General features: G+C 65.9%; 29 protein-coding genes. 8 read left to right on the top strand and 21 right to left on the bottom strand.

The genetic code is table 11. From position 1 onward, the window contains the following. Positions 1 to 133: 133 nt before the first annotated feature. The 6 genes from E4487_RS15890 to E4487_RS15915 all read left to right on the top strand — a co-directional run bounded on the left by E4487_RS15890 (position 134) and on the right by E4487_RS15915 (position 6,821). Positions 134 to 1,408, top strand: a complete 1,275-nt coding sequence (locus E4487_RS15890) for a glycerate kinase (protein ID WP_037050595.1) — start codon at positions 134 to 136, stop codon at positions 1,406 to 1,408. Beyond that, entirely contained in the window at positions 1,405 to 2,820 is a 1,416-nt protein-coding gene (pyk, locus tag E4487_RS15895; RefSeq protein ID WP_175253823.1) for a pyruvate kinase, read from the top strand. The genes E4487_RS15890 and pyk overlap by 4 nt, the downstream gene beginning before the upstream one ends. A gap of 170 nt (positions 2,821 to 2,990) precedes the next feature. Next, positions 2,991 to 3,905, top strand: coding sequence for an urea transporter (locus E4487_RS15900; RefSeq protein WP_175253824.1), 915 nt, complete (start codon positions 2,991 to 2,993; stop codon positions 3,903 to 3,905). A gap of 36 nt (positions 3,906 to 3,941) precedes the next feature. Next, positions 3,942 to 4,325 carry a hypothetical protein gene (locus tag E4487_RS15905; RefSeq protein ID WP_047588616.1) on the top strand — a complete coding sequence of 128 codons (384 nt, stop codon included), beginning with the start codon at positions 3,942 to 3,944 and terminating at the stop codon, positions 4,323 to 4,325. A gap of 89 nt (positions 4,326 to 4,414) precedes the next feature. Then, positions 4,415 to 5,281 carry an ion transporter gene (locus tag E4487_RS15910; protein WP_150605679.1) on the top strand — a complete coding sequence of 289 codons (867 nt, stop codon included), beginning with the start codon at positions 4,415 to 4,417 and terminating at the stop codon, positions 5,279 to 5,281. 82 nt (positions 5,282 to 5,363) lie between these two features. Further along, complete coding sequence (locus tag E4487_RS15915; RefSeq protein WP_175253825.1) at positions 5,364 to 6,821, top strand: DASS family sodium-coupled anion symporter; 1,458 nt, start codon at positions 5,364 to 5,366, stop codon at positions 6,819 to 6,821. A 65-nt stretch (positions 6,822 to 6,886) separates the two neighbouring features. Here the strand turns inward: E4487_RS15915 and E4487_RS15920 are convergent, their stop codons facing one another. The 10 genes from E4487_RS15920 to ccmA all read right to left on the bottom strand — a co-directional run bounded on the left by E4487_RS15920 (position 6,887) and on the right by ccmA (position 14,199). After that, entirely contained in the window at positions 6,887 to 7,213 is a 327-nt protein-coding gene (locus E4487_RS15920) for a hypothetical protein (RefSeq protein WP_037050511.1), read from the bottom strand. Continuing rightward, positions 7,210 to 8,421 carry a c-type cytochrome biogenesis protein CcmI gene (gene ccmI, locus E4487_RS15925; RefSeq protein ID WP_175253826.1) on the bottom strand — a complete coding sequence of 404 codons (1,212 nt, stop codon included), beginning with the start codon at positions 8,419 to 8,421 and terminating at the stop codon, positions 7,210 to 7,212. The genes E4487_RS15920 and ccmI overlap by 4 nt, the downstream gene beginning before the upstream one ends. Continuing rightward, a complete protein-coding gene (locus E4487_RS15930; RefSeq protein WP_175253827.1) occupies positions 8,418 to 8,906 on the bottom strand; it encodes a cytochrome c-type biogenesis protein in 489 nt (162 codons plus the stop codon). The genes ccmI and E4487_RS15930 overlap by 4 nt, the downstream gene beginning before the upstream one ends. After that, a complete protein-coding gene (locus E4487_RS15935) occupies positions 8,903 to 9,442 on the bottom strand; it encodes a DsbE family thiol:disulfide interchange protein (protein WP_037050505.1) in 540 nt (179 codons plus the stop codon). The genes E4487_RS15930 and E4487_RS15935 overlap by 4 nt, the downstream gene beginning before the upstream one ends. Then, entirely contained in the window at positions 9,439 to 11,412 is a 1,974-nt protein-coding gene (locus E4487_RS15940; protein ID WP_037050502.1) for a heme lyase CcmF/NrfE family subunit, read from the bottom strand. The genes E4487_RS15935 and E4487_RS15940 overlap by 4 nt, the downstream gene beginning before the upstream one ends. Continuing rightward, positions 11,409 to 11,897 (bottom strand): cytochrome c maturation protein CcmE, encoded by a 489-nt coding sequence (gene ccmE, locus E4487_RS15945; protein WP_037050501.1) that lies wholly within the window; start codon positions 11,895 to 11,897, stop codon positions 11,409 to 11,411. The genes E4487_RS15940 and ccmE overlap by 4 nt, the downstream gene beginning before the upstream one ends. After that, positions 11,894 to 12,070, bottom strand: a complete 177-nt coding sequence (gene ccmD / locus E4487_RS15950; protein WP_037050499.1) for a heme exporter protein CcmD — start codon at positions 12,068 to 12,070, stop codon at positions 11,894 to 11,896. Before ccmD ends, ccmE begins: the two co-directional genes overlap by 4 nt. After that, positions 12,067 to 12,822, bottom strand: a complete 756-nt coding sequence (locus E4487_RS15955) for a heme ABC transporter permease (RefSeq protein ID WP_037050497.1) — start codon at positions 12,820 to 12,822, stop codon at positions 12,067 to 12,069. Before E4487_RS15955 ends, ccmD begins: the two co-directional genes overlap by 4 nt. Positions 12,823 to 12,886: 64 nt before the next feature. Further along, a complete protein-coding gene (ccmB, locus tag E4487_RS15960; RefSeq protein ID WP_037050495.1) occupies positions 12,887 to 13,558 on the bottom strand; it encodes a heme exporter protein CcmB in 672 nt (223 codons plus the stop codon). Further along, positions 13,555 to 14,199: a cytochrome c biogenesis heme-transporting ATPase CcmA gene (ccmA, locus tag E4487_RS15965; protein ID WP_134675541.1), complete on the bottom strand. Its 645-nt coding sequence runs from the start codon at positions 14,197 to 14,199 to the stop codon at positions 13,555 to 13,557. Before ccmA ends, ccmB begins: the two co-directional genes overlap by 4 nt. 159 nt (positions 14,200 to 14,358) lie before the next feature. Here ccmA and E4487_RS15970 point away from each other — a divergent pair, with 159 nt between their 5' ends. Together E4487_RS15970 and E4487_RS15975 are read left to right on the top strand one after the other, a co-directional pair. After that, the gene (locus E4487_RS15970) at positions 14,359 to 15,891 is read left to right on the top strand and encodes a flagellar hook-length control protein FliK (protein ID WP_175253828.1); all 1,533 of its coding nucleotides are present in this window, start codon (positions 14,359 to 14,361) and stop codon (positions 15,889 to 15,891) included. Beyond that, a complete protein-coding gene (locus E4487_RS15975; protein ID WP_037050489.1) occupies positions 15,888 to 16,229 on the top strand; it encodes an EscU/YscU/HrcU family type III secretion system export apparatus switch protein in 342 nt (113 codons plus the stop codon). The genes E4487_RS15970 and E4487_RS15975 overlap by 4 nt, the downstream gene beginning before the upstream one ends. On the opposite strand, the gene E4487_RS15980 is transcribed toward E4487_RS15975, so the two are convergent. The 11 genes from E4487_RS15980 to E4487_RS16030 form a co-directional block, all read right to left on the bottom strand. Next, positions 16,210 to 16,653, bottom strand: a complete 444-nt coding sequence (locus E4487_RS15980; RefSeq protein WP_175253829.1) for a rhodanese-like domain-containing protein — start codon at positions 16,651 to 16,653, stop codon at positions 16,210 to 16,212. The genes E4487_RS15975 and E4487_RS15980 overlap by 20 nt on opposite strands. Before the next feature lie 123 nt (positions 16,654 to 16,776). Beyond that, positions 16,777 to 17,199 carry a DUF2802 domain-containing protein gene (locus tag E4487_RS15985; protein ID WP_037050486.1) on the bottom strand — a complete coding sequence of 141 codons (423 nt, stop codon included), beginning with the start codon at positions 17,197 to 17,199 and terminating at the stop codon, positions 16,777 to 16,779. Between the two features lie 3 nt (positions 17,200 to 17,202). Continuing rightward, on the bottom strand, positions 17,203 to 17,682 hold the full coding sequence (locus E4487_RS15990) for a chemotaxis protein CheW (protein WP_037050483.1): 480 nt from the start codon (positions 17,680 to 17,682) through the stop codon (positions 17,203 to 17,205). A gap of 96 nt (positions 17,683 to 17,778) precedes the next feature. Beyond that, entirely contained in the window at positions 17,779 to 18,606 is an 828-nt protein-coding gene (locus E4487_RS15995; RefSeq protein ID WP_175253830.1) for a CheW domain-containing protein, read from the bottom strand. Positions 18,607 to 18,692: 86 nt separating this feature from the next. Next, on the bottom strand, positions 18,693 to 19,481 hold the full coding sequence (locus E4487_RS16000; protein WP_037050478.1) for a ParA family protein: 789 nt from the start codon (positions 19,479 to 19,481) through the stop codon (positions 18,693 to 18,695). 82 nt (positions 19,482 to 19,563) lie between these two features. Continuing rightward, the gene (gene motD / locus E4487_RS16005; RefSeq protein ID WP_037050475.1) at positions 19,564 to 20,373 is read right to left on the bottom strand and encodes a flagellar motor protein MotD; all 810 of its coding nucleotides are present in this window, start codon (positions 20,371 to 20,373) and stop codon (positions 19,564 to 19,566) included. Positions 20,374 to 20,388: 15 nt separating this feature from the next. Further along, positions 20,389 to 21,129, bottom strand: a complete 741-nt coding sequence (locus tag E4487_RS16010; protein ID WP_037050473.1) for a flagellar motor protein — start codon at positions 21,127 to 21,129, stop codon at positions 20,389 to 20,391. Positions 21,130 to 21,154: 25 nt separating this feature from the next. Further along, entirely contained in the window at positions 21,155 to 22,276 is a 1,122-nt protein-coding gene (locus tag E4487_RS16015; RefSeq protein ID WP_037050471.1) for a chemotaxis response regulator protein-glutamate methylesterase, read from the bottom strand. A gap of 45 nt (positions 22,277 to 22,321) precedes the next feature. Further along, positions 22,322 to 24,565 carry a chemotaxis protein CheA gene (locus E4487_RS16020; RefSeq protein ID WP_175253831.1) on the bottom strand — a complete coding sequence of 748 codons (2,244 nt, stop codon included), beginning with the start codon at positions 24,563 to 24,565 and terminating at the stop codon, positions 22,322 to 22,324. Between the two features lie 12 nt (positions 24,566 to 24,577). Continuing rightward, positions 24,578 to 25,366 carry a protein phosphatase CheZ gene (locus E4487_RS16025; RefSeq protein ID WP_037050467.1) on the bottom strand — a complete coding sequence of 263 codons (789 nt, stop codon included), beginning with the start codon at positions 25,364 to 25,366 and terminating at the stop codon, positions 24,578 to 24,580. Positions 25,367 to 25,385: 19 nt separating this feature from the next. Further along, a complete protein-coding gene (locus tag E4487_RS16030) occupies positions 25,386 to 25,760 on the bottom strand; it encodes a chemotaxis response regulator CheY (RefSeq protein ID WP_169968482.1) in 375 nt (124 codons plus the stop codon). Positions 25,761 to 25,845 lie beyond the last annotated feature (85 nt).

The following is a 25,845-nucleotide window of genomic DNA, read 5'->3' on the forward strand; positions in this document are numbered from 1 at the left end:
CGACTCATCGACTCCTACGCGGCCTGCCCGCCTCCCTCATCCGGCGCTTCGCGCCACCTGCTCCCGCCAGGAGAAGGCCATGAAGAAAGGCGTCGCTGCGCGACTCTCAAGCCAAGACCAAGAGAACACCGCCATGACCTTCGATCCGCAACGCCTGCTGCGCGACCTGTTCGCCACCGCCATCGCCGCCGCGCATCCGCGCCAGGTGCTGGCCGACCACCTGCCCGCCGACCGCAGCGGCCGCGTCATCGTCATCGGTGCCGGCAAGGCAGCTGCAGCCATGGCCGAGGTCATCGAGCAGGAGTGGCAAGGCGAGGTGAGCGGCCTGGTGGTGACCCGCTACGAACACGGCGCCGAGTGCAAGAAGATCGAAGTGGTGGAAGCCGCCCACCCGGTGCCGGACGACGCCGGCGAGCGCGTAGCGCGTCGCGTGCTGGAGCTGGTGTCCAACCTCTCGGAAGACGACCGGGTGATATTCCTCCTCTCCGGCGGCGGCTCCTCGCTGCTGGCCCTGCCGGCGGCGGGCATCTCGCTGACCGACAAGCAGGCGATCAACAAGGCGCTGCTGAAATCCGGCGCCACCATCGGCGAGATGAACTGCGTGCGCAAGCATCTCTCGGCGATCAAGGGCGGCCGTCTGGCCAAGGCCTGCTGGCCGGCCACCGTCTACACCTACGCCATCTCCGACGTGCCCGGCGACGAAGCCACGGTGATCGCGTCCGGCCCCACCGTGGGCGACCCGACCACCTCGGCCGAGGCCCTGGCGATCCTCGCGCGCTACGCCATAGACATCCCGAGCAACGTGCGCAGCTGGCTGCAGGACCCGCGCTCGGAAACGGTCAAGCCGGGTGATCCGGTACTCGCCCGCAGCCACTTCCAGCTGATCGCCACCCCGCAGCAGTCACTCGACGCCGCTGCCGCCAGGGCCGAGGCCGCTGGCCTGCCGGTGCTGATCCTCGGCGACCTGGAAGGCGAATCGCGCGACGTGGCCAAGGTGCACGCCGGTATCGCCCGCCAGGTGCAGCTGCACGGCCAGCCGATCAAGCCGCCGTGCGTGATCCTCTCCGGGGGCGAAACCACCGTGACCGTGCGCGGCAACGGGCGCGGCGGGCGCAACGCCGAGTTCCTCCTCAGCCTCACCGACAGCCTCAAGGGCCTGCCCGGTGTCTATGCGCTGGCTGGCGACACCGACGGCATCGACGGCTCCGAAGACAACGCCGGCGCCATCATGACGCCCTACAGCTATGCCCGTGCCGGCATCAAGGGCCTGTCGGCCCGCGACGAACTGGACAACAACAACGGCTACGGCTACTTCGCCGCCCTCGACGAACTGATCGTCACCGGGCCGACCCGTACCAACGTCAACGATTTCCGCGCTCTCCTGATTCTCGAGGCCCCAACCCAATGAACGCTGACAAGAAAGTGAAGATCCTCGCCACCCTCGGCCCGGCGATTCGCGACGCCGCGCATATCCGCCAGCTGGTGGAGGCCGGGGTCAACCTGTTCCGTCTCAACTTCAGCCACGGCGAACATACCGATCATGCCCAGCGCTACCAGTGGGTACGCGACGTGGAGCGCGAGCTGAACCAGCCCATCGGCATCCTCATGGACCTGCAGGGGCCGAAACTGCGCGTCGGCCGCTTTGCCGAAGGCAAGGTGCAACTGGTCAACGGCCAGAGCCTGCGCCTGGATCTGGACGCCACGCCCGGTGACGCCAGCCGGGTCAACCTGCCTCACCCGGAAATCATCGAGGCCCTGCAGCCGGGCATGAGCCTGCTGCTGGACGACGGCCGCCTGCGCCTGAAGGTGACCGGCAAGCAGCGCGACGCCGTGGACACCTGCGTGGTGGCCGGTGGCGAGCTGTCCGACCGCAAGGGCGTCAACGTGCCCGAGGCCGTGCTGCAGCTGTCGCCGCTGACCGAGAAGGACCGCCGCGACCTGGCCTTCGGTCTGGAGCTGGGCGTGGACTGGGTGGCGCTGTCGTTCGTGCAGCGCCCCGAGGACATCGTCGAAGCCCGCGAACTGATCGGTGGCAAGGCCTTCCTCATGGCCAAGATCGAGAAACCCTCGGCCGTCACCCACCTGGAAGACATCGCCAGGCTGTGCGACGCCATCATGGTCGCGCGCGGTGATCTGGGCGTGGAAGTGCCGGCGGAGAACGTGCCACGCATCCAGAAAGACATCGTGCGCACCTGCCGTCAGCTCGGCCGTCCGGTGGTGGTGGCCACGCAGATGCTCGAGTCGATGCGTTTCTCCCCGGCGCCGACCCGGGCCGAAGTCACCGACGTGGCCAACGCCGTGGCCGAAGGCGCCGATGCGGTGATGCTGTCGGCAGAAACCGCCTCCGGCGACTATCCGCTGGAAACCGTGCAGATGATGAGCAAGATCATCCGCCAGGTGGAGAGCGGCCCGGACTACCAGAGCCAGCTCGACGTCGGCCGGCCGCAGGCCGAAGCCACGGCCAGCGATGCCATCAGCTGCGCCATTCGCCGCATCAGCTCGATCCTGCCGGTGGCCGCGCTAGTCAACTACAGCGAGTCCGGCGCCAGCAGCCTGCGTGCCTCGCGGGAACGGCCGAAAGCCCCGATCCTGAGCCTGACGCCGAGCCTGACCACCGCCCGCCGCCTGACCGTGGCCTGGGGCATCTACTCGGTGGTCAACGAACGCCTGCGCAAGGTCGAGGAAGTCACCAGCACCGCCCTGGAGATCGCCCAGGCCCAGGGCATGGCCAAGCGCGGCGAGACGGTGGTGATCACCGCCGGCGAACCCTTCGGCCAGCCAGGCAGCACCAACAGCCTGAGGATCGAAACGCTGCATTGAGGCGTAGCCCGGATGAAATCCGGGAATGCCCCAGCCTCCCGTCCGGGATTCCAGCCGGGCTACTCACTGAGCCGGCGGCCCTGCACAGAGCCGTCGAGCCGCCCGGACGGCACCCCTCTCCCGCGAACGGGAGAGGGGTTGGGGGAGACAGCTCTCTTGGCACATCGATCATGCGTCCACTGACAACCGCCTACCCCGCCCTGCAGAGCCTGCGCGCCCTGCTCAGCGGCTTCGCCCAGATATTCCTCCAGCAGCACCCGGGCTGTGGCCTGCTGGTGCTGCTGGCCATCCTCGTCGGCGCGCCGGAGCTGCTCGCCGGCGCCCTGCTCGGCGGCCTGACCTCGACCCTGGTCGCGCAGCGCCGCGGTTACCCACCTGCGGACATCGCCATCGGCCTGTACGGCTACAACGGCATCCTGCTCGGCCTGCTGCTCAGCCTGAAACTGCCCTGGACACCACTGTTGCCCGTGCTGATCGTCACCAGCGCCGGCCTTTCCAGCCTGTTGCTGGCCCCCTGGATGCAGCGCATGCGCCAACAGGGCTGGCTACCGGCCTTCACCTTCCCCTTCGTGCTGCTGGGCTGGTTGCTCCTGGCGCTGACGGCCCAGCTGCAATGGCCGACCGACACACCACCAGCGCCCCCCGGCATACCTGAGCTGAACGCGCTGCAGCTGCTGCTGGCCGTGCTGCGCGGCCTCGGCCAGGTCATCTTCCTCGACTCGCCACAGGCCGGACTGTGCCTGCTGCTCGGCCTGCGTCTGGCCGATGGCCGTGCGGCCTTCTGGGCGCTGCTCGGCTCGAGTGGCGGGCTCGCCCTGGCAATCACCCAGGGCTGGCCCGACGAGGGGGCACTGGCCGGCCTGTTTGGTTACAACGCCAGCCTCGCGGCCATCGCCCTGGCCCAGGTGCACCGCAGCCCGCTGGCACCGGCAGCGGGCATCCTCCTCGCCCTGATCCTGCAGCCGGGTTTCAGCGCCGTCGGGCTGCCGGCCCTGACCATGCCGTTCATCCTGACCTGCTGGCTGATCAGAGCCGGCGCACAAAGCTGGCAGCGCGCAGTGAAGGACAGCACGCCGACAGGTTAATATCGCGCCATGAGCCGCTCAGGGAACCCCAGGATCATGGACAGACGCACACTCGGCCTCGGCCTGCTGCTGGCTGCAGCCACGGCCAGCGCAGAAACCAGCCCCAGCCTGATCGGCCCGGTCAGCGATATCCTCGTCAGCGAGGATCGCAGCGGCCCACAGCAGGAGGGCTGCCAGACGTTCACCGTCAGCGCGGCGATGGTCGCTGACTTCCTGCGCCACGCCATCCTCATCACGCCGCGCCAGGAACACGACTGGTACCTCTACGGCCCCTGCCAGGCTCACGGCACCTTGCGCACGCGCTACGGGGAATGGCAGTGGCAGTTGCTCAACCTGGGCACGGCACGCATCACCGCAGTGACCGGTGACAGCTTCATCCTGGCCGACCCACGGGAGGAGTCGTCGCTGGAAGGCGAGTAGCCTGGGCAGGCGCGCAGGAGGCGATCGTCCCTTGCCCTCTCCCCCCTTCCTGCCTAGGCTGTGCCCCTTTTCAGATTTCGGACATTGCCATGGACAATCGGCAGAGCTGGCGTCAGCGCCTGTACATCATCATCTTCGAGACCAGCACGCCGGCAGCGCAGCGCTTCGACAACTGGCTGCTGGTGGCCATCCTCACCAGCCTGGTGGTGGTGATGCTCGACAGCATCGAACGCTTCCACAACCAGTACGCCGGGCTGTTCAGTGCGCTGGAGTGGTTCTTCACCGCACTGTTCGCGGTCGAATACGCCTTGCGCCTGTACTGCTCGCCCAAGCCGCTGCGCTATGCCTTCAGTTTCTTCGGCCTGGTCGACCTGCTGGCCGTGCTGCCGGCCATCCTGGCGCTGATGTTCGCCGACGCGCAGTACCTGATGATCGTCCGCGCGATCCGCATGGTGCGCATCTTCCGCGTGCTCAAGCTGCGCCACTACCTGACCCAGGCCAATTTCCTGCTGGTGGCGCTACGCGGCAGCAAGCAGAAGATCATCGTCTTCCTGGTCAGCGTCTCTACCCTGGTCACGGTGTTCGGCGCGCTGATGTACGTGGTCGAAGGCCCGGCCCACGGCTTCACCAGCATCCCCACCAGCATCTACTGGGCAGTGGTGACGCTGACCACCGTGGGCTTCGGTGACATCACGCCGAAGACGCCGCTGGGGCAGATGCTGGCGACGATGGTGATGATCACCGGCTACTCGATCATCGCCGTGCCGACCGGCATCTTCACCGCGGAACTGGCCAATGCCATGCGCCAGGATGGCCAGATGGAGCACGACTGCCCGCACTGCCGCAAACCCCGCCACGAGCACAGTGCGGCGTTCTGCAACCGCTGCGGCGGACCGCTGTTCACGCGCTGCGATCCAGCCTCTTCAGCGCCTCGCGACAGGCGTGAAACAGACTGAAGCAAAACCGATGGGCCAGCGCGTGGTCATAGAGTCGCCCGCTGGGCTATAAAGCCGCCTTTTTTACGCTGAAGGAAGCGCCATGGCCGTTACCACCAATGAAACCACGGCGCCTGCCAAGGCGGCGTGGATTGGCCTGATTCTCGGGCCACTGCTGCTGCTCGCCTGCCTGCTCACGGAACCGCCTGCCGGACTCTCCAGTGCCGCCTGGGCCACCATCGGCCTGACCCTGCTGATGGCGACCTGGTGGTCCACCGAGGCCATCCCGATCCCGGCCACGTCGCTGCTGCCGATCCTGCTGATCCCGGCGCTGGGCATCGACAGCCTCAACGCCGCCAGCGCGCCCTACGCCAACCCGACCATCTACCTGTTCCTCGGCGGTTTCATCCTCGGCCTGGCCATGGAACGCTGGAACCTGCACAAGCGCATCGCGCTGATGACGCTGCTGGCCGTGGGCAGCAAGCCGAGCCGGCAGATCGCCGGCTTCATGCTGGCCACCGCCTTCCTCAGCATGTGGGTGAGCAACACCGCCACGACCATCATGATGCTGCCCATCGGCCTGTCGGTGGTGGCCATGCTTGCCGGCGAACAGGACTCCGGTGGCGCCGAGCGCGAGCGCTTCGCCACCGCACTGCTGCTGGCCATCGCCTACGCCGCCAGTATCGGCGGCATCGCTACGCTGATCGGCACGCCGCCGAACGCGTTGCTGGCGGCCTTCCTGGACGAGAACTACGACGTGCAGATCGGCTTCGGCCAATGGATGCTGCTGGGCCTGCCCGTGGCGTTCGTGATGCTGGTGCTCACCTGGTGGTGGCTGACCCGTGGTGGCTTCAAGCTGGCCGGCCACGACAGCTCGCAGCTGATCCGCAGCGAGCTGGCCGAACTCGGCCCACTGAGTCGTGGCGAGAAGCTGGTGGCCCTGGTGTTCGTGCTCACCGCCCTGGCCTGGGTGTTCCAGCCGCTGATCGCCGACAAGTTACCCGGTGTCAACGACACCAGCATCGCCATCGCAGCCGCCATGGCCCTGTTCATCATCCCGGTGGACACCCGCAAGCGCGTGTTCCTGATGAACTGGGAAAGCGCCAGCAAGCTGCCCTGGGGCGTGCTGCTGCTGTTCGGCGGCGGCCTGTCGCTGGCCAGCGTGATTCGCAGCACCGGCCTGGCCGAGTGGATCGCGCAGAGCCTGGGGGCGCTGGGCGCCCTGCCGGTGATCGCGATGATCGGCGTGGTGGTCCTGGTGATCATCTTCCTCACCGAGGTGACCTCCAACACCGCGACCGCCGCCGCCTTCCTGCCGCTGCTCGGCGCCCTCGCCGTGTCCCAGGGGATGCCGGCGGAACTGCTGGCGATTCCCGCCGCCATCGCCGCCAGCTGCGCCTTCATGATGCCGGTGGCGACGCCACCCAACGCCATCGTGTTCGGCACCGGGCACATGAAGATCCAGTCGATGATCAAGGCGGGCTTCGCCCTCAATCTGTTCGGCGTGGTGCTGGTGACGCTGATCTGCTACCTGCTGGTAGGGCTGATCTGGGCGCACTGATCCCGGCTCGCACAAACGAAAAACGGCGCCTGCGGGCGCCGTTTTCATATGCGGGGACCGCCTGATCAGCGGTTCTGATAGTGGCGGAACAGCCCGGGCGGAATGCCACTGCTGTCGGTCGCCTGCCAGGGACCGGCCACGCGGGGCGACCAGCTCCAGCCACCGTCGAAGCGATAGAAGACGCGCTCACGGTAGTACAGGTCCCGCGCGCCTTCGACCACGTAGACCCCCAGCGCCGGGCTCCAGTGGCTCTTCACCCCAGGCGGCGGCGCATAACGCGGATGCGAGGGCTGCTGGACCGGCGGCAGATCGTCGATCGGTGTGTTCGGCTGCTGCAGCACGCAGCCGCTCAGGCCGAATCCGAACAATGCCGCCAGCACCAGGCGCTTCATTGCACCTGCCCTTCGCGGCTGTCGATCAACAGCGTCTGGGTCTCACGTGCGGTGTTGGCCACCGGGCCGACCTGGCCCGTCCACTCGCCCTGGGTGGCATTGCCGGCGCGGGATACGCGGGCCACCAGCTGTACCTGATCGAACCGGGAGATCTTCAGTTCCGGCATCATCGCGTCGACATCCGAAAGGCTGATCCGGGCCGGCAGGTCGGAGACCTTCAGGCGTTTGACCGCCAGCGGCATCGGCGGACCGCTGAGGGCACGGGCGAAGACGAACACGGCATCATCCGGCTGCACGTTCTTCTGCACCTCGGGCGACAACGATACGCTGACCTCCAGCGCATGCACCTTGGCACCCGGTTCGGCGACAGCACTGGCCTGCCCGGCATCGCCCATCTGCTCGCGAGCCCGCTCGATACCACCGACGATGGCGGCACGCGACGGGTCCTGCTCCGGCAGCACCGCGACCAGGCGCTCCCAGTAGCGCACGGCATCCGCATAGCGCTGGCTTTCGTAGGCCGCGATGCCCAGCAGACCCAGGCTGGTCACCTCCTGCGGATCGCCCTTGAGCGCCTCGTCGGTGAGCGCCTGCAGACGCTCGCTCCATTGCTTGCCTTCGGCGAAGTACAGCGCCTGCGCCCACTGACCAAGCAGCTCCGGCGCACGCCCGGCCAGGTTCACCGCCTGTTCGAACGCCTTGGCGGCGTCGCCTGCACGCTCCTGCGCCATGTAGGTACGTCCGAGGAAGTACCAGGCCTCGGCGGACTGCGGCTGCTCCTTGACCGCCTGCTCCAGGCGCGCGGTCATTTCCTCGATGCTCTGCGGCTGCTGGGCCGCCAGCAGGCGCGTCTGCTCGAGCTCGTCGATGGCGCCCCAGTGCAGGTACAGGCCGACACCCAGCACGGGCACCAGCAAGGCGGCGAACAGCGGAATCTTGCCGCCCAGCACACTGCTGCGGCGCTGCACGCCCTCGGTGTCGTCCAGCAATTCGCGGGCAGCTTCGGCACGGCCGGCCTCGAGTTGCGCGTCGTCGAGCACACCTGCCTGGCGCTGGGATTCCAGCTCCTGCAGGCGCTCCTGGTACAGGGTGACGTTGAGCGCGGTGCGGTCTTCTTCGGCCTGCAGCTTGCGGATGCGCAGCACAGGAATGAGCAGAAACGCCAGGGCAGTCAGCAACAGCAGCCCGGCGGGCAACCAGAAATCGATCATCGGTCTTTCTTGTCCTGAGAAGCTTGGTCGAGCAGCGCGGCGAGTCGCGCCTGCTCATCAACGGAGAGGCCTGCGTCGGCACGGTCCTTCTGCTGGCCACGGCGGCGCAGCACGATCACGCAGAGCACCACGAAGCCGATCAACAGTAACCCGGCCGGGCCGTACCAGAGCAGCAAGGTGCGGCTGGTCACGGGGGGGTTGTAGAGCACGAAGTCGCCATAGCGGGCGACCAGGAAGTCGATGATCTGTGCGTCCGTCTTGCCCGCCTCGACCATCTGGTAGACCTCGTCGCGCAGGTCCATGGCAATCGGCGCGTTGGAGTCGGCGATATTCTGGTTCTGGCACTTCGGACAACGCAGCTCTTCCACCAGGGTGCGGTAGCGCTGACGCTCCGCCTCGCTGGCGAATTCGTAGGTATCGATGGCCGCATGGGCCACGGCCACCAGGCCCAATGCCAGGCCGGCAGCAAGCAACAGACGCTTCATGGCCGGGCCTCATCGACGAGTTGCTGATAGATCGGTGCCAGTTGCTCGCGCCACACGCGCTCGTCGATGGTGCCGACGTACTTGTGGCGAATGATGCCCTTGGCATCGACGAAGAAGGTTTCCGGCGCGCCGTACACGCCGAGGTCGAAGCCCAGGCTGCCCTTGGCATCTTCGATGTTGAGCTGATAGGGGTTGTGCAGTTCGCGCAGCCACTTCTGTGCGGGCTCGCGCTGATCCTTGTAGTTCACCCCGTGGATCACCACACCGGCCTCGGCCAGCTTGTTCAGCACCGGATGCTCGTGGCGGCACGACGGACACCAGGTGGCCCAGACGTTGACCAGGGCCGGCTTGCCCTTGATGTCGGCCTCGCTGATGGCGCGTTCGGGGTCCTCCAGCGACGGCAGGCTGAAGGCCGGGAACGGCTTGCCGATCAGCGCCGAGGGCAATTCCGACGGATCGAGGAACAGGCCACGATAGAGGAACACGGCAATCGCCAGGAATGCCAGCAGCGGCAACAGCATCAGTAGACGTTTCATGCGCTGGCCTCCTGCAGACCCAGTACCTCGCGCACGCGGGTGCGCACCTTGATCCGGTAGCGTTTGTCCGCGGCAGCCAGCAAGCCGCCGAAGGCCATCAGCAGGCCGCCCAGCCAGATCCAGCGCACGAACGGCTTGATGTGCACGCGAACGGCCCAGGCGCCCTGCTCCAGAGGCTCGCCGAGGGCGACGAAGAGGTCACGGGTGAACCCGGCATCGATGCCGGCCTCGGTCATGGTCGCCTGCTGCACGGTGTACAGACGCTTCTCGGGATACAGCACCTTGACCTCGCGCTCGCCGTCGAAGACGCGCACCGTGCCCTTGTCGGAGATGAAGTTCGGGCCCTCATGATGCACCGCACCATCGAACTGGAAGCGATAGCCGGCCAGCTCCACCGAGTCACCCGGCGCCATGCGCAGGTCGCGCTCGTAGCTGCCCAGGCTGGTCAGCACCACACCGAGGGCGCATACGGCGAAACCGAAATGCGCCAGCTGCATGCCCCAGTAGCTGCGGCCCAGGCTCGGCAGGCCCTTGAGCAGGCCCTTGTGGCGGGTCTTGTCGAGGATGTCGCGCACCCCCGCGAGGATCACCCAGAAGGCCAGCACGCACACAGCCAGCACCGCCCAGTGGAAATCGCCGTGGACGAAGGTGGCAATGGCCGCCAGCACCACGCTGGCCACCAGCACCGGGGTCAGCATGCTGCCCAGCCACTTCAGCGGCGTATCCTTCCAGCGCACCAGCACGCCGACGCTGATCACCGCCATCAGCAGCGCCATCAGGGGCAGGAACAGCGCGTTGAAATACGGCGGGCCGACCGACAGCTTGGCGCCGGTCAGGGCATCGAGCACCAGCGGGTACAGCGTACCGAGCAGGATCATCGCGGCGGACACCACCAGCACGATGTTGTTGACCAGCAGCAGCGTCTCGCGCGACCACAGGCCGAAGCCGACCTGGCTCTTGACCACCGGCGCGCGCACGGCGAACAGCGCCAGCGATCCGCCGACCACCACCAGCAGGAAGGCGAGGATGAACACGCCCCGCTCCGGGTCGGTGGCGAAGGCGTGCACCGAGGTCAGCACACCGGAGCGCACCAGGAAGGTCCCCAGCAGGCTCAGGGAGAAGGCCGCGATGGCCAGCAGCACCGTCCAGCTCTTGAATACGCCACGTTTCTCGGTCACCGCCAGCGAGTGGATCAGCGCGGTGCCCACCAGCCAGGGCATGAAGGAGGCGTTCTCCACCGGGTCCCAGAACCACCAGCCGCCCCAGCCCAGTTCGTAGTAGGCCCACCAGCTACCGAGGGCGATGCCGATGCCGAGGAAGGCCCAGGCAACGATGGTCCAGGGCCGCGACCAGCGTGCCCAGGCCGCGTCCAGCTTGCCGCCGAGCAGCGCGGCGATGGCGAAGGCGAAGGCCACCGAGAAACCGACGTAGCCCATGTACAGCATCGGCGGATGCACGATCAGGCCGAAGTCCTGCAGCAACGGGTTGAGGTCGCGGCCGTCGATCGGTGCGTTCGGCAGCAGGCGCTCGAAGGGGTTGGAGGTGATGATCAGGAACAGCAGGAAGCCGACACTGATCATGCCCATCACGGCCAGCACGCGGGCGAGCATCTCCTCCGGCAGATGCCGCGAGAAGATCGATACGGCGAAGGTCCAGCCAGCGAGGATCAGCGCCCACAGCAGCAGGGAACCCTCGTGAGCGCCCCATACGGCACTGAACTTGTAGTACCAGGGCAGCGCGGTGTTGGAGTTGCTGGCGACGTAGGCGACGGAGAAGTCGTCGACCATGAAGGCGTAGGTCAGGCACAGGAAGGAGAACAGCAGGAAGGCGAACTGCCCCCAGGCAGCCGGCTGCGCCAGGCTCATCCACTGGTGGTCACCGCGCCAGGCGCCGATCAGCGGCAGCGTCGCCTGCACCAGGCACAGGCACAGCGCCAGGATCATCGCCAGATGGCCGAGCTCGGGGATCATTGCGCACGCTCCTGCTGATAGCCCTGTTTGGCGGCCTTGGCCTCATCGTGTTTCTGCATCATCCCGCTCTTTTCCAGCGCCTGCATGACTTCAGGCGGCATGTAGTTCTCGTCGTGCTTGGCCAGCACCTCGTCAGCCACCAGCACGCCGTCTTCGTTGACCCGACCCAGGGCGACGATGCCCTGCCCTTCACGGAACAGGTCCGGCAGGATGCCGTGGTAGCGAATGGTCACGCCGTGAGCGCCGTCAGTGACGACGAAGTCCACTTGCAGCGAATCCGCCGAACGCTTCACCGAGCCCTCTTCCACCAGACCACCGGCGCGGATGCGGGTATCGACCGGCGCCTCGCCGGCCGCGATCTGCGTCGGCGTGTAGAACAGGTTGATGTTCTGCTGCAGCGCGCTCAGTGCCAGGGCAACGGCGATGCTGACGCCACAGAGAATGGCCAGGACGATGTACAGGCGTTTCTTGCGAACCGGATTCACTTCGACTTCTCCCGGCGCAAACGGCGCGCCTCGTCTTGCAGATAACGGCGGCGTGCCAGGATCGGCAGCACCACATTCAACGCCAGGACGACCAGGCTGATGCCATAGGCGCTCCAGACGTAGGCGCCATGGGTGCCCATGGCGAGAAACTCGGAGAACGACGCGAAACTCATGCCTTGCCCTCCACCAGCGCCTGCACTTCAGCCTTGACCCAACTGCTGCGGGCCTCGCGTTTGAGCACTTCCAGGCGCATGCGATAGAGCAGCACGGCGCCGAAGAAACAGTAGAAACCCAGCACCGCGAGCAGCAACGGCAGCCACATCTCGACCGGCATCGCCGGTTTCTCGGTGATCTTGAAGGTCGCGCTCTGGTGCAGCGAGTTCCACCACTCGACCGAGTACTTGATGATCGGAATGTTGACCACGCCGACGATGGCCAGCACGGCGCAGGCCTTGGCGGCGCTGTCGCGGTTGCTGATGGCGTTGCCCAGGGCGATGACGCCGAAGTAGAGGAACAGCAGGATCAGCATCGACGTCAGGCGCGCGTCCCAGACCCAGTAGGTGCCCCAGGTCGGCTTGCCCCAGATGGCGCCGGTGACCAGCGCGATCGCCGTCATCCAAGCGCCGACCGGCGCGGCCTGTTGCAAGGCGACATCGGCCAGCTTCATCTTCCAGACCAGCCCGACCAGGCCGGCGACGGCCAGCATGACGTAGATGGACTGGGCCAGGAAGGCCGCAGGAACGTGGATGTAGATGATGCGGAAGCTGTTGCCCTGCTGGTAGTCCGGCGGCGCGAAGGCCAGGCCCCAGACCAGGCCGACGGCGATCAGCAGCAGCGCCGCGACGCTCAGCCAGGGCAGCCAGCGGCCGCTCATCTCATAGAACCACTTGGGCGAACCCCACTTGTGAAACCACGTCCAGTTCATTCAGTCGACTCATCATCTGTAACGTGGCCCGGACTGTATCCGGGCTACGCATCACGGTTCGTTCTTATTCGCCGACGCTGATGGTCAGGCCAGCGGCAATTGCAAAAGGTGTCAGCGTCACCGCCAGGGCAGTGAGGCTGGCCAGCCACAACAGGTGGCCGCCAGCCGGCAATCCTTGCAAGGCCGCCTGCAGAGCCCCGCTACCGAGAATCAGCACCGGGATGTACAGCGGCAGAATCAGCAGCGCCAGCAACAACCCGCCGCGCTTGAGACCTACGGTGAGGGCTGCGCCCACCGCGCCGAGCAGGCTCAGCACCGGCGTGCCGAGCAACAACGACAGCAGCAGGACCGGCAGGCAGCGCCCGGGCAAACCGAGCATCAGGGCCAGCAGGGGCGCCAGCAACACCAGCGCCAGGCCGCTAAACAGCCAGTGTGCCAGCACCTTGGCCAACACCAGAAGAGGCAGGGGGTGCGACGAAAGGACCCACTGCTCCAGCGAGCCGTCCTCGAAATCACTGCGGAACAGCCCGTCCAGCGAGAGCAGCACGGCCAGTAGCGCCGCTACCCAGAGCAGGCCGGGAGAAAGGGTTTGCAACAATTGCGTCTCCGGCCCGACCGCCAGGGGGAACAGGGCGATGACGATGGCGAAGAACACCAGCGGGTTGGCCAGGTCGGATGGGCGACGGGCCAGCAGGCGCATCTCGCGGCTGAGCAGTTGCGTGAAGACGTTGCTCATGCGGCGTGTTGCCCCAGATCGAGTTCGCGGTAGGTGGCCGGCTTGTGCGCGAGGCTGTGGTGAGTGGTCAGCACCACCACGCCGCCCTGCTCGCAGTGGCGCGCCAGATGTGCCTCCAGTTGCGCCACGCCATGCTTGTCCAGGGCGGTGAACGGCTCGTCGAGCACCCACAGCGGCGGCGTGTCGGGCAGATACAGCCGGGCCAGGGCGACGCGGCGCTGCTGCCCGGCGGACAGGGTGTGGCAGGGCACGTCCTCGAAACCACGCAGGCCTACCGCCTCCAGCGCCTGCCAGATCGCCTCGCGGTCGGCCGCACGATGCAGGGCGCACAGCCAGGCCAGGTTCTCCTCGGCAGTCAGCAGGCCCTTGATACCGGCCGCGTGGCCGATCCACAGCAGGTCATGCGCCAGTTCGCTGCGTTGCTGCGCCAGCGCCCGCCCCTGCAACAGGATGTCGCCCGCCGTCGGCTGCCGCAGGCCGGCCAGCAGGCGCAGCAGGCTGGTCTTGCCGCTGCCGTTGGGGCCGCTGATCTGCAGCATGTCCCCGGCCTGCAGGGCGAAATCCAGATGCTCGAACAACATGCGCCAATCCCGCTCACAGCTGAGCGCTACGGCTTCGAGAAAGGGAACGGTACGGGTCATCGATACCTGGCAGGGTTAAAGTAGGCAGAGTCCAGGCCGCTATACTGACGCGAGCCGGAAGTACGGTGCGGAACGGGGCGGCATTATACATGTCGCATCACTGTCCCCGCAGTCAGCATTTTCGACAGGTTGTTAACAGACTTTCGACCAAGAGCCCAGATGAGCGAAATCAGCAGCCCACGTCCGCTTCCCTCCTCGCCACCGGTGATTCGCAGCACGGTGACGGCCGCTGACCTGGCCGTGCGCCTGCTGCAGCCACTGGAGGGCATGCTGGCCGCAGGCGAAAGCGCCAAGGCCGAGGTGGTCGCCATCCGTGAACAGGCGCAGAGCTTCCAGCTGCTGCTCAAGCTGACGCTCGATGGCGGCAAGCAGACCACCCTGCAGGCGGAAAGCCCGCGGCCACTGGCGCAGGGCAGCGCGCTGCTGGTGACGGCGCTGTCGGACACCCGCCTGGCCCTGGCGCTGCAGGCCGGCGGCGACAAACCGCTGACCAGCCTGGACCTGCAGCAGCTGCCCCTGGGCACGCTGGTGCAGGGCAAGGTCGTCAGCCGCGACGCGCTGCCGACGCAGAACGCCCAGCCGGTCTATCGCCTGCTGGTGAACCTGCTCAACACACCGCTGGCTGGCAGCCAGCTGGCCCTGGACAGCCCGCTGGAGCTGCCCCTCGGCAGCCTGCTCAGCGCTCAGGTACAGGGCAGCCAGAATCTGGCCTTCCTGCCGCTGAGCGGCCGCCTGGACCAGCTGGTACTGGGCCAGCAGCTGGCCGCGCAGCAGAACCGCCAGGCGTCCCTGGAAGGCCTGTTCAAAGGCCTGCAGAACCTCAGCGCCGGGGACGACGCCTTGCGTGGCAGCATCGACAAACTGCTCGGCGCCCTCCCCGACAGCAGTCAGCTGAGCACCGCCAAGGGCCTGGCACAGGCACTGGAAAGCAGCGGCGTACTGCTTGAAGCCAAGCTGCTGCAAGGCCAGACCGCCGCCCTGCCCCAGGATCTCAAGGCCAACCTGCTGCGCCTGATCGCCCAGCTCATGCCGCAGTTGCCAGGCGGCGCAGGCACGCTTGCCGGCCTGCAGAACGCCCTCAACCAGAACCTGCCCACGTTGGCCCGACAGCTGCTTGGCGTGAACGCCACCGGCGGCTCCGCACGCCAGCAGGCGCTGACCTTCCCCCTGCCCTCGCGCCTGCTGCAGAACATGGACGGCGAGGCCGATCTGGAAACCCTGTTGAAGCTCGCCGCTGCCGCCGTATCGCGGCTGCAGACGCACCAGCTGTCGAGCCTGGCGCAGACCCAGGTGGACGCCAACGGCAACCTGGTCACCACCTGGCAGCTGGAGCTGCCCATGCGCCACCAGCAGGAGGTGATCCCCTTGCAGGTCAAGTTGCAGCGCGAGGACAGCGGCAAGGCGGAGAAAGCCGAGCAGAAGGACACACTGTGGAAGGTCGAGCTGGCGTTCGAGCTGGAGCACCTCGGCCCGCTGCAGGTACGCGCCCAGTTGCTGCGCGGCAGCCTGTCCAGCCAGCTGTGGGCCGAACGCGCCGACACCACCCAGCTGATCAACGCCGAACTTGGCCATCTGCGTGAGCGCCTGCAGGCCGCCGGCCTGGAGGTCGGCGAACTGGCCTGCAGTCAGGGCATGCCGCCACAAGGCCCGAAAACCTCGCTGGAACAACGCTGGGTGGATGAAACCGCATGAGCCGCAAGACACAGCCCGAGCCGCGCCAGGCGATCGCCCTCAACTACGACGGGCAGAGCGCCCCCGTGCTCAGCGCCAAGGGTGACGACGAGCTGGCCGAAGCCATACTCGCCATCGCCCGCGAATACGAAGTGCCGATCTACGAGAATGCCGAACTGGTGCGCCTGCTCGCGCGCCTGGAGCTGGGGGACGCCATTCCCGAGACGCTGTATCGCTGCATCGCCGAGATCATCGCCTTCGCCTGGTACCTGCAGGGCAAGACACCCGCAGGCTTCGACCCGGATGCCGAACGCGACGTCACGCCACCGCTGCCCCTGCTCAAGGGGCCGGCGAACTGACCGCCAGACGCTGGTCGGCGGCCTCCTTGCTGCTGGGCAGGTCGAACAGCTGCCAGACGAAGTAGCCACCACGGAAATAGAACACCCGGGTGTAGCCCCAGCGCACCGCCTGCTCGACGGCCACGGCGCTCTGCGCGCACACCTCGCTGTCGCAGTAGATCACCAGGGGCGTCTCGCGCGGCAGGGCTGCCTCGGCGAGGCCGGGAAAACGGCCGTGCAGGTCCAGGTGCACGGCGCCCTGCACATGCCCCCAGCCCCACTCGCGCGCCGGGCGTACATCGATGAACAGCGCGCCATGGTCATGCAGGTGCTTGGCCTGCATGACGTTGACGGTGATGGCGCCGGACACCTGCAAAGGCGCTTCCTGAGCCATCAGCGGCTGGCAGAGCAAGCAGCTGGCGAGCAGAACGAGCAGACGACGCATGATCATCCCCCTCCGAATGCCGCACGAGAACCTTCTTTCAGCTTAGATGGGATGAAACAGGCGCTAGGACTGATTGGGCAGGCCCGTGGACCTGCTAAGAACGCTGCCGACTATCAGTGACAGCTATTGCGGCTGCCCCGCCCTGGGCTTGTGCAGGCGGCTGATCAGTTCGGCTTCCGCCTTGCTCAGCCCGCAGGACTGGGTCAGGTCGTCGACGCTGGCACCCATGCCGACCAGGCGTGCAGCCTGGGTGAAGGACAGGCTGCTGGGGTCGCGCTGCTCGATCTGACTGACCTTGTCCGGCAGCGGCGCCACCACGCGGCGCAGCTCGTGCAGCTCTTCGCCCATGCGAATGCTGCCGGTCAGGTAGGCATCGAGCCGCTTGCCGAGCTCCTTGATCCGCGCATCACGCAGTGCATCGCGCTTGGCCTGCTCGGCGAGCAGGCGCTGCTGGTTGCGATGCAGGCCGTTGCAGACGATGCCCAGTGCCACGCAGACCAGCGCCAAGAAGGCCAGGGCCGCAGCGAGCATGGCAAACTCGGACATGGCTCAGATGCTCTCCAGCTCCGACCACTCTTCCTCGGACATCAGCTTGTCCAGCTCGACCAGGATCAGCAGCTCGCCGTTCTTGTTGCAGACGCCCTGGATGAACTTGGCCGATTCATCGTTACCGACGTTCGGCGCAGTCTCTATCTCGGACTGACGCAGGTAGACCACTTCGGCCACGCTGTCGACGAGAATGCCGACGACCTGCTTGTCCGCCTCGATGATGACGATACGGGTGTTGTCGGTCACCGGCGCCGACCCCAGGCCGAAGCGCTGGCGGGTATCGATCACGGTCACCACGTTGCCGCGCAGGTTGATGATGCCCAGCACGTAACTCGGTGCACCCGGGACCGGAGCGATCTCGGTGTAGCGCAGGACTTCCTGCACCTGCATCACGTTGATGCCATAGGTCTCGTTGTCCAGGCGAAAGGTCACCCACTGCAGAATCGGATCTTCGGCACCTTGTGCAGAACTTTTCTTCATGTCCCTAGCCTCGTCAGAAACCGCCCAGTGCGGCGTTCGCGGGTCAGCCCGCTTGTCATTCAACTATAGAGCCCGTGACCACGAACTCACCAATTATCAATGCAGTTTTCCACCGTTCAGCCGTTTGGCGCCACCGCTGGCGATCAATTCGGCCAGTGCCGCGACGTCCAGCAGCGCGCACATATGCTCGATCACCGTACCGGCCAGCCATGGCCGCTGGGTGCGCTGGCTGCGCCATTTGACCTCGCTGGGGTCCAGGCGAATCGAGCGGCTGACCTGGTGAACGGCAAGCCCCCACTCGTAGCCCTGCACCGAAATCACGTACTGCAGGCCCTCGCGGAAGTCCTCGCGGTAGCGGTCCGGCATCACCCAGCGCGCGGTGTCCAGCACCTTCAGGTTACCGGCCTGGCTCGGCAGGATACCGAGAAACCAGTCCGGCTGGCCGAACAACGGCGTCAGCTCCTGCCCCTCCAGCGGGTAGATGGAGCCCAGGCAGATCAGCGGCACGGCGAGCGTCAGCCCGGCGACGTCGAACAGCAGGCACTCGAACGGCTCTTCTGCCCAGGCCGGACGACCATCTGCCAGCAGCCCGGCCGGTTGCGCCGCGACCTCCAGATCGAGATCGAGGGCGGGAGGCGCCTCATCGATGACTGGCGCCGGCACCGGCACCCGCAACTCCACGGGCGGCGCTTCCACCAGCACCGCTGCCTGCACCGGAGCAGGCGCGGGCGCCTCGGCCACGGCAATCACGCTCACGGGTTCGAGCAGACGCGCATCACGCACCTGTTCCTCGAGCACCGCGGCCTCGAACTCGTCGAGGCTGACGGACTCTTCCAGCTCGGCAACAGCCTCCTGCAACAGCCCGTCGAGATAGGACTGCAGGGCCAACTGGGAACGCGTGGCGGTGGCGAGGTTACGACTCATGACTGGAACCCGAAACGATATCTTTACAGTCTATCGGCTGCAGCCTGCTCCGACTTGAGTGGCGCAGTTCAACACAAGCGTTCATCTCAGGCCACCTGCGCCGCTGGCTGGTGGCTGAGCAGATGCTTGAGCAGGGCACGATAGGCAATCACGCCACGGCTGCCCGCGTCGAACTGCGACGGGGTGCGTCCGGCCCGGCTGGCATCGCGCAGGCGCGTGTCGACCGGAATGTAGGCTGGCCAGAGGTGCTCGGGGTAAGTATTGCGCAGAACGCGCAACGTGCTCATCGATGCCTGGGTACGGCGATCGAACAGGGTCGGCACGATGGTGTAAGGCAGCGCCTGCTTGCGCGAACGGTTGATCATGGTCAGCGTGCTGATCATCCGCTCGAGCCCCTTGACCGCGAGGAACTCGGTCTGCACCGGGATCACCAGCTGCTGGCTGGCCGCCAGGGCGTTGACCATCAGCACGCCAAGCAGTGGCGGGCTGTCGATGATCGCGTGGTCGAAATCCTCCCACAGCTGCGCCAGGCTCTTGGCGATCACCAGGCCCAGGCCGCTCTGCCCCGGAGACTGGCGCTCCAGGGTGGCCAGTGCGGTGCTCGACGGCAGCAGCGAGATGTTCTCGTGGCTGGTGCCATGCAGCAGTTGCTTCGGCAGGCCCTGGGGCACGTTGCCCTGATGCAGGAACAGGTCGAAGCAGCTGTGCTCCAGGGTATCCGGGTCATGCCCGAAATAACTGGTCATCGACCCATGCGGGTCGAGGTCGACCACCACCACACGTTTGCCCGCATCGGCCAGGAGGCCTGCCAGGGCGATGGACGTAGTGGTCTTGCCGACACCACCTTTCTGATTGGCTACTGCCCAGACTTTCATTTTCTCTCATCCTCCCGGCACGCAGCGCTCAGGCCGAGAATGGCTGTCACCTGCACGCGGCAGGCGACTGGGATTTGACAGGTCACGATTGCGGAACCCCCGACGCAGACGCCGGTGCAGGTTGCGTGCCAGCGCCGGACTGTCGAGTCGAGGTACTGCCTGCACCGCGACGGGTATCGAGATTGCGCGAAATCACCAGCACCACCCGGCGATTGCGCGCCCTGCCCTCCGCCGAGGCGTTGTCCGCTATCGGCTGAAACTCGCCGTAGCCTACCGCCGCCAGGCGCGAAGGGTCGACACCATCCATGGCCAGCATACGCACGATGCTCGACGCCCGTGCCGACGACAACTCCCAGTTGGTCGGGTACTGAGCGGTCTGGATCGGCAGGTTGTCGGTGAAGCCCTCCACCTTGACCGGGTTCTGATAGGGCGCCAGAATCTTGGCGACCTTCTCGATGATGGAAAACGCCTGGTTGTTCGGGATGGCGTCTCCACTTGGGAACAGCAGACTGGAACTGAGTTCGATCTCGATCCACATCTCGTTGCCCCGCACCGTCAGCTGATCGCTCTGGATCAGCTCGCCGAACACTTCGCGCACGCTCGAGGCGATACTCTGCAGGGTGGAATCGGAGCTGGGATCGTCGTGCGTGGTGTCGTCAGGCTCGCTGGTACGCGGCCTTTCTTCACCCACCGGGATCGGCTTGATCGAACGATCCGGCTGATTGAACACTCCCGTCAGCGACTCGGAGAGAATCTTGTACTTGCCTTCGTTGATCGACGAAATCGAATACATCACCACGAAAAAGGCGAACAGCAGGGTGATGAAGTCGGCGTAAGAGACCAGCCAACGCTCATGATTCTCGTGTTCTTCCTGGTGCCGCCTGCGCGCCATGCTGCCATCCCCCCATCAGTCCATGAAGCCTTGCAGCTTCAGCTCGATGGAACGCGGATTCTCACCCTCGGCGATGGACAGGATGCCCTCGAGCAGCATCTCGCGGTAACGCGACTGACGCAGCGCGATGGATTTGAGCTTGTTGCCGGCCGGCAACAGCAGCAGGTTGGCAAAACCCACGCCGTAGATGGTGGCGACGAACGCCACGGCAATGCCGCTGCCGAGCATGCTCGGATCGGCCAGGTTGCCCATCACGTGGATCAGCCCCATCACCGCGCCGATGATGCCGATGGTCGGCGCGTAGCCGCCCATGCTCTCGAACACCTTGGCAGCCTGGATGTCACGTGCTTCCTGGGTGTAGAGGTCGACCTCGAGGATGCTGCGGATCGACTCCGGCTCGGCGCCGTCGACCAGCAGCTGCAGGCCCTTGCGCGCGTACGGGTCAGGCTCGGCGTCGGCGACAGCCTCCAGCCCCAGCAGGCCTTCCTTGCGCGCCACCATGCTCCAGCCGACGACCCGGTTGATGCCGCCAACCAGGTCGATACGCGGCGGAAAGAAGATCCAGCGCACGACGACCATCGAACGCTTGAACACGGTCACCGGCGTCTGCAGGAAAGCAGCGCCCACGGTGCCACCCAGCACGATCAATGCAGCCGGCCCGTTGAGCAGCGCGCCGGCATTGCCACCCTCGAGGTAGTTGCCGCCGAGTATCGCCACGAACGCCAGAATGACGCCGATGAGGCTCAGTACATCCATTGGCAGGCATCCGCATTAGCGTTGGTCACTGGCAGGCCTCGGTCAGGTGACGACCGATGTCATCCAGGCCATAGACGGCATCGGCCAGATTGGCTTTCACCACGGCCATGGGCATGCCATAGATCACGCAACTGGCCTCGTCCTGTGCCCACACCTGGCTGCCGCCCTGCTTGAGCAGACGCGCGCCCTCGCGGCCGTCCGCGCCCATGCCGGTCAGCACCACCGCCAGCACCTTGTCGCCATAGGACTTGGCGGCGGAGCCGAAGGTAATGTCGACACAGGGCTTGTAGTTCAGACGCTCGTCACCCGGGAGGATTTTCACCACGCCGCGCGAATCGACCATCATCTGCTTGCCGCCCGGCGCCAGCAGTGCCAGCCCGGGGCGCAGCACGTCGCCATCCTCGGCTTCCTTGACCTGGATCCGGCACAGCTTGTCCAGACGCTCGGCAAAGGCCTTGGTGAACGCCGCCGGCATGTGCTGGATCAGCACCAGAGGCGCCGGAAAATTGCCAGGCAACTGGGTCAGAACCCGCTGCAGGGCCACCGGGCCGCCGGTCGAGGTGCCGATGGCCACCAGCTTGTAGGCCTTGCGCTTGGGTGCTGCCGAGGCGCTGCTGGACGGCGCTGCGCTGCGCGCAGCCGGGCTGGCCACAGCGGGCCGGGCCGGTGCGGCCGGGCGACTAACCGGCGCTGCCGTCGGACTGGCCGCTGTCGGCGCCGGAGCCACCGCGGCCGAACTGAAACGGCGGTTACTGCGCGCAATGCTGTGCACCTTCTCGCACAGCATCTGCTTGACCTTCTCGGGGTTGCGCGAGATGTCCTCGAAGTTCTTCGGCAGGAAGTCCACGGCACCGGCGTCCAGCGCGTCGAGCGTGACACGGGCGCCCTCGTGGGTGAGCGAGGAGAACATCAGCACCGGCGTCGGGCAGCGCTGCATGATGTTCCTCACCGCGGTGATGCCGTCCATCATCGGCATCTCGTAATCCATGGTGATCACATCGGGCTTGAGCGCCAATGCCTGATCGATGGCTTCACGTCCGTTGGTGGCCGTCCCTACCACCTGAATACTGGAATCGGCAGACAGAATTTCCGAAACACGCCGGCGGAAGAAGCCGGAATCGTCCACCACCAAGACCTTGACAGTCATAAACACTCCTAGACGGCACGGGCTTCGGCCCGTGCCGCAAAACCATCAGAAACGCCGAGCGTAGCGCTTGAGCATGCTCGGTACGTCGAGAATCAGCGCGATGCGACCGTCGCCGGTGATGGTCGCCCCGGACATGCCCGGAGTGCCCTGCAGCATCTTGCCCAGTGGCTTGATTACCACTTCTTCCTGACCCACCAATTGATCGACGACAAAACCGATGCGCTGGCTGCCCACGGTGAGGATCACCACGTGACCTTCGCGCTGCTCCTCCTGGAAGGCCTGCGGTACCAGCCAACGCTTGAGATAGAACAGTGGCAGCGCCTTGTCACGCACGATCACCACTTCCTGGCCATCGACCACGTTGGTACGCGACAGGTCGAGGTGGAAGATCTCGTTGACGTTGACCAGCGGGAAGGCGAATGCCTGGTTTTCCAGCATCACCATCAGCGTGGGCATGATCGCCAGGGTCAGCGGCACCTTGATGATGATCTTCGAGCCCTGGCCCTTCTGCGAGAACACGTTCACCGTGCCGTTGAGCTGGGTGATCTTGGTCTTGACCACATCCATGCCGACACCACGGCCGGACACGTCGGAAATCTCGGTCTTGGTCGAGAAGCCTGGGGCGAAGATCAGGTTGTAGCATTCGAACTCGTTCAGGCGATCCGCCGCGTCCTTGTCCAGCAGGCCCTTTTCCACGGCCTTGGCGCGCAGCACGTCGGCATCCATGCCCTTGCCGTCGTCGGTGATCGACAGCAGGATGTGATCCCCTTCCTGCTCGGCGGACAGCACCACGCGACCGGCACGGGCCTTGCCCGCCTTCTCGCGCTCCTCCGGCGTTTCCACGCCATGGTCGACGGCGTTGCGCACCAAGTGCACCAGCGGGTCGGCCAGGGCCTCGACGAGGTTCTTGTCGAGGTCGGTCTCTTCGCCCACCAGCTCGAGGTTGATCTCTTTCTTCAGGTTGCGCGCCAGATCGCGGACCAGACGCGGGAAGCGGCCGAACACCTTCTTGATCGGCTGCATGCGGGTCTTCATCACCGAGGTCTGCAGGTCCGCAGTGACCACGTCGAGATTCGACACCGCCTTGGACATCGCCTCGTCGCCGCTGTTGAGGCCCAGGCGCACCAGGCGGTTACGCACCAGCACCAGCTCGCCGACCATGTTCATGATCTCGTCGAGGCGCGCGGTGTCGACGCGTACGGTGGTTTCCGCCTCGCTCGCCGCCGGTGCCTTGTCGCCAGCAGGTGCCGGCGCGGCTGCGGCGCGGCCAGCAGCGGGCTCGGCCTTGGCCGGAGCGGCCGACTTGGCGGGCGCAGCAGGTGCAGCAGCTTTGGCCGCTGCGGCGGGCTTGGCTACAGGTGCAGCCGGTTTCGCTGCCGGAGCGGGAGCAGCCGGCTCACTCGGCGGCACGAACTTGCCCTTGCCGTGCAACTGATCGAGCAGCGACTCGAACTCGTCGTCGGTGATGTCATCACCGGCAGGCGCCAGCGGTTCGCTGGCAGCGACGGCTGGCGCGGCGGTTTCGGCCGGGCCGGAGAACTGCCCCTTGCCGTGCAGCTGGTCGAGCAACGCCTCGAATTCATCGTCGGTGATGTCGTCACTGGCAGGCGCCGGCGCCGGTGCGGCAGCACTGGCGGTGCTGGCAGGCGTCTCGACCGGACCACTGAACTGCCCCTTGCCATGCAACTGGTCGAGCAGCGACTCGAACTCGTCGTCGGTGATGTCGTCACTGGCAGGCGCCGCCGCTTCCACGGCCGGGGCATCGCCCAGGGCGTCGAGCAGCTGTTCGAACTCGCTGTCGGTGATGTCGCCGGATGCCGCAGCAGCCGCAACCGGCTCAGGCTCCGGCTCGGGTTCCGGCGCGGCTGCCACGACCGGCGCAGGCGCCGGCTCGGCACCAGCCGGTTCAGCCAGGCGCGCCAGCGCGGCCAGCAGTTCCGGCGTGGCAGGCGTCGGCTCGCGGCGCTCGCGCACCTCGCCGAACATGCCGTTGACTGCATCAAGAGCCTCGAGCACCACGTCCATCAGCTCCGAGTCGACGCGACGCTCACCCTTGCGCAGGATGTCGAACACGTTCTCGGCTATGTGGCAGCACTCCACCAGCTCGTTGAGCTGGAGGAAGCCCGCTCCGCCCTTGACGGTATGGAAACCGCGAAAGATGGCGTTGAGCAGGTTCATGTCGTCCGGCCGGCTTTCCAGCTCGACCAACTGCTCGGACAACTGTTCGAGAATCTCGCCGGCCTCTACCAGGAAGTCCTGGAGGATCTCTTCATCGGCGCCGAAGCTCATATTGTGTGCTCCTTAGAACCCTAGGCTGGACAGCAGGTCGTCGACATCGTCCTGACTGGAGGCAACGTCATCACGCTTATCGGCATGAATCTGCGGACCTTCACCCCGCGATGGCTCTTTTATTTTTTCCTGTTCGGCACGCAACGCTTCGTGGTCATGCTGAATGCCGGCAAAACGGTCGACCTGGCTGGCCATCAGCATCAGCTTGAGCAGGTTGCCTTCCACCTCGGTCACCAGCTGGGTGACCCGCTTGATCACCTGCCCGGTGAGGTCCTGATAGTCCTGCGCCAGCAGAATGTCGTTGAGGTGATTGGACAGTTTGGCGCCGTCACGCTCGCTGCGCGCCAGGAACAGCTCGACGCGCTTGGCCAGCTCGCGGAACCCTTCGGCGCCCATCTCGCGACGCATGAAACGGCCCCATTCGGCGCTCAGGCTCTGCGCCTCATCGCTCAGGTCATTGACCAGCGGAGCGCTCTGCTCCACCAGGTCCATGGTGCGGTTGGCCGCCCTCTCGGTCTGGGTAACGACGTAGTTCAGGCGTTCGGTCGCATCGGCGATCTGCGACAGTTCCTGCGCATGCGGCATGCGCGGGTCGATCTGAAAGTTGACGATGGCGTTGTGCAGCTCACGGGTCAGCTTGCCGACCTCGTGATAGAGCCCGCGATCACGGACCTTGTTGAGTTCGTTGATCAGTTGCACCGCGGCGCCGAAATTGCCTTGTTCGAGGCTATCGACCAGGTCACGGGCGTTGTTTTTCAGGGTCGACTCGAGGTCACCCATCGTGGAGTCATCATGTTCCATAGCACCCTCGCGGCCGACATCAGCCGTTGACTCGCTCGAAGATCTTCTCGATCTTTTCCTTCAGCACCTGGGCGGTGAAGGGTTTGACCACGTAGCCATTCACGCCGGCCTGAGCCGCCTCGATGATCTGGTCGCGCTTGGCTTCGGCGGTCACCATCAGCACCGGCAGGTGCTTGAGACGCTCGTCGGCGCGAACGGCGCGCAGCAAGTCGATACCGGTCATGCCGGGCATGTTCCAGTCGGTCACCAGAAAGTCGAAGCTGCCGCTCTGCAGCATCGGCAGCGCCGACGTGCCGTCATCGGCTTCTGCGGTGTTGGTGAAACCCAAGTCCCGCAAGAGGTTCTTGATGATCCGTCGCATCGTCGAGAAATCGTCAACGATGAGGATTTTCATGTTCTTGTCCAAGTCGACCTCCGTACAGTCCCAAACGTATTGCGCTTGCAACTACGTCCTTTAATCGAGAAACCGCTTCCGCCTG

It is taken from the genome of Pseudomonas sp. BMW13, from assembly GCF_013357275.1.
Classification (GTDB): domain Bacteria; phylum Pseudomonadota; class Gammaproteobacteria; order Pseudomonadales; family Pseudomonadaceae; genus Aquipseudomonas; species Aquipseudomonas khazarica.